Below are 3,510 nucleotides of genomic sequence, written 5' to 3'. Positions count from 1 at the left end.
ATCGGCCCGGGTTCGCCGACCGGACTTGGCTTTGGCCATCACTCGAACTTCCCTGACTATTACCAAGACAAACTGTTCTGCTGCGACTGGACATTCGGGACCATCTACACAGTCGATATGGAAGAGAACGGCTCGAGCTATACCGGGACCAAGAAGGAGTTCCTCAACGGCACACCTCTGAACATTTCCGCCATGCGCTTCGGACCGGATGGGCACATGTATTTCCTGGTCGGCGGCCGCAACACCGCTTCGAAGCTCTACCGCGTCCGCTACACCGGCCCGCATCGTGACGGGCCGAAGAAGAGCCTGGTCGCGAATCAGAAGCTCAGAGATTTGCGTCATTCGCTCGAAGCATTCCACGGCAGCCGCAGCGGCGGGTTCGAGGCGATCGAAAAGGCGTGGCCCTATTTGTCGCATGCTGATCGGGACATCCGCTACGCAGCGCGCCTGGCCATCGAGAATCAGGACATCAAGCTGTGGCAGGACAAGGCGTTCTCGGAATCGAATCCACGCGCCGTCATCTACGCGGCCATCGCGCTTTGCCGTCACGCCGAGAAGTCGCTGTCGAGTCGGGTGCTGGAAAAGCTCAACGGCGTTCCATTCGAGAGCTTGGAGAACGACGACCAGCTCGCTCTGCTCCGCGCCTACTCGCTGTGTTTCATGCGCCTGAACGCGCCGTCGCCAGCCGAGATCACTGCCGTCATCGCCAAGCTAAACCCGCTTTACCCCGCCCAGGACGAAACGCTGAACACCGAACTCTGCCGGGTGCTGAGCTATCTGGACGCGCCCGAAGTAGCGGGCAAGACCGTCGCTTTGATGAAGGTCACGCAGACCAAAACCATGGCCTACGACAAGGCGATGCTCGCGCGGCACGAATACGGAGAGGCCGTCCTCAAAACGATGACCAACACCCCCAACACGCAGAATATCCAATACGCCTACTCCATCCGCCGCGTTCAGTCCGGCTGGACGCTCGACGACCGAAAGTTCTACTTCGGGTGGCTCAACGAGAGCTTGGAGAAAAGCGGCGGCAAGAGCTTCATCGGCTACATCCGCGCGATCCGAAAAGACGCCATCGAGCATCTTGCACCGAAGGACGCATCTGCGGTTTTGTGGCTGCTTGGCGATGTCGCCGCGGTGGATCTCAGCAAGCTGCCGTTGCCGAAAGGCCCGCCCGGCGGATGGACTACGGAGACGGCAAAGGATCTGTCTAAAACCGAGCTCGCCAACCGGGATTACGAGAACGGCAAGAAGATGTTTTCAGCCGGCCGATGCGTGGCCTGCCATCGCTTCGAAGGCGCCGGCGGTTACTCCGGCCCCGACCTCGGCTCGGTCGCCAAGCGTTACTCGATCCCGGATATTCTCGTCGCCATTTCCGAGCCCAGCCAGTCCATCTCCGAGCAATACCAAGCCAGCACGATCACGCTGAAAGAAGGCGGACAGCTCTACGGACGAATCATCTACCGCAACGATAAGGAAATCGCCATCGCCGCAAATCCCTACGATTTCAGCGTGCTCACCAAGACTCCCATGGGCGACGTCGCAAACGTCGAGCCCTCGCAGATCTCCATGATGCCGCCCGGGACGATCGCCCTGATGAACAAGGATGAGTTATCCGATTTGCTCGCCTACCTCATCTCGGGCGGCGACCCGAAACACAAGGTCTTCAAGCAGAGGTGAGACAAAATCACGGTCCACGATTTTAGGAAAGCCAGTCACGAAAGGGCGAGGTCGGGGAAGCACTCTCCAACAAAAAAGGTTGGATGAAACTCCAATTCTCGGATGCCTCGATGGCATGGGCGCACGAGCAGAATATCAAGGCAGCCAAGTAGCCACAACGTACGCAAGGAAGAGGAGGAAGCTGAGCAGGCCGCCGGGCTGGAACCGCAGTTTCCTCACGTCATGGCGAGGTTTGACGCTGGATATTTCGAGCTGTGAGTTGACGCGGAAGGCATGGGCAGGACATCCCCATGCAGGCCACCGTTTACGCCAATCTCACCACTCGCAGGCTGACCACGACGCTTGGCGGCAGCGCGGTTTCGTTCCCTGCCTTCGTCCAGGGCGACAAGGTGCGCATCGGCCTACGCTTCGCTGAATCGCTCGAAGGTTCGCCCATCGAGGTCCAGAGGATTGTGACGCACATCCGCGCCTCCATCGGATTTGTCGATGCCCGCCCGACGACTGGCTTTTTTGTGTTGAGCGTGGACGGCCAGGACACCGCGTCGATCCCACACGACGCCACGGCGGGCGCCGTCCAGTCTGCCCTTGCCGCCATCGGATTGGATGACGCGGTGGTTGGCAAACAGGATGGCTCGTGGATCATTTCCACCGGCCTGCAGGAAATCGCGCTGTCCGGATACTCTGTCGGGGGACTGCTTTCCGAATTGCGGCCCGTTTCGTTCGTGCGCGTTCGCTCGACGCAGGTAGCCGGTCAATACCGTCATGAGGTCCGGCTCGTGCAGGCACCGCTGGCATCCACGGCGAGCTTTGCTTTGATCGTGCCGCCCGCGCCCACCGTGAGCGAAGTGCAAGCAGGCGGAGCTTCGGCCACCACGCTCTGGCCCGAAATCCAGGCACTCAAGATCCAGCCGACGTTCAAGGGCACCTACCAGTTGCGCCGTGGGTTCAAAAAAAACCGCGAACTGTCCGTGGACGACGGACCCGACGAAATTCAGGACGCGCTATCGGTTCTCGCCGACGATGAGGGTTCGTTCTCCGTCAGCAACCCGGCGACCAATATCGCCCACATTACCTTCAACGGCTCGATGGCCGGCATTGATCAGGAGTTGATCGAAGTCGCAGTGTTTTCCGCGCCGCCGGGTGATCCGACCATCATCCTCGATCTCAACACCGCCGAGATCGCCGCCGCACTACGCGGTGCCGCAGAGTTAAAGCCAGAGTTGGAAATTGAAGTCGCAATTCAAGATGAGAACGACCCGACGAAGACTTACACGCTCACTCCGTTCCGCGCACCGATCTCGTTGATTCGCGAACTGAACTGGGAGGGACTCGAAACCGCTGCCAACATCGACTGGCTCCGCCCACCCTACGGCAGGACGTATGTGCCGTTCACGCCAGACCAGATCATCACCGGCTCGCAACACTACGTCGCGCCAATCGGAGACGGTGTGAACTCGGACTTTACCATCAGTCACAACCTCGGCACCCGTGACCTGCATGTCACCGTGCGTCAGAACGGCAGCACTCGCGCCATCGTCGAGCCGCTGGCCGTCACGCTCGATGGCGAGGACGATCTGAGCATCACGTTTGCCGAACCGCCTGCGGTGAACGGCTACGTCGTCATCATCTCCACCGCAGGCCCAGTTTCGGCATTCCAGACGCACGGCCACACGATTGCCCAAATCGAAGGACTGCAACTGATCCTCGATGACTTGGGCGGGCGGGTCGAAGACCTTGAAGCGTTCATCCCGACCTCTCTGCCTGGTGTCTCTGGAACCGAACAAACCGTGATTGCCGCGTGGGAATTGCCAGAGCTTTTCGAGGTGTTTC

1 protein-coding gene and 1 pseudogene are annotated in these 3,510 nt (G+C 59.9%); both read left to right on the top strand.

All coding sequences use genetic code 11. The annotated features are described in order from the left end of the window. A partial coding sequence (locus AC4DF4_RS18185) for a c-type cytochrome (protein ID WP_490049516.1) occupies positions 1-1,680 on the top strand: 1,680 nt, incomplete at its 5' end. A 290-nt stretch (positions 1,681-1,970) separates the two neighbouring features. Further along, positions 1,971-3,510, top strand: a pseudogene (locus tag AC4DF4_RS18180) (hypothetical protein); the annotation flags it as partial.

Source organism: Luteolibacter sp., from assembly GCF_058122085.1.
This window is presented reverse-complemented; position numbering and strand designations above follow the sequence as displayed.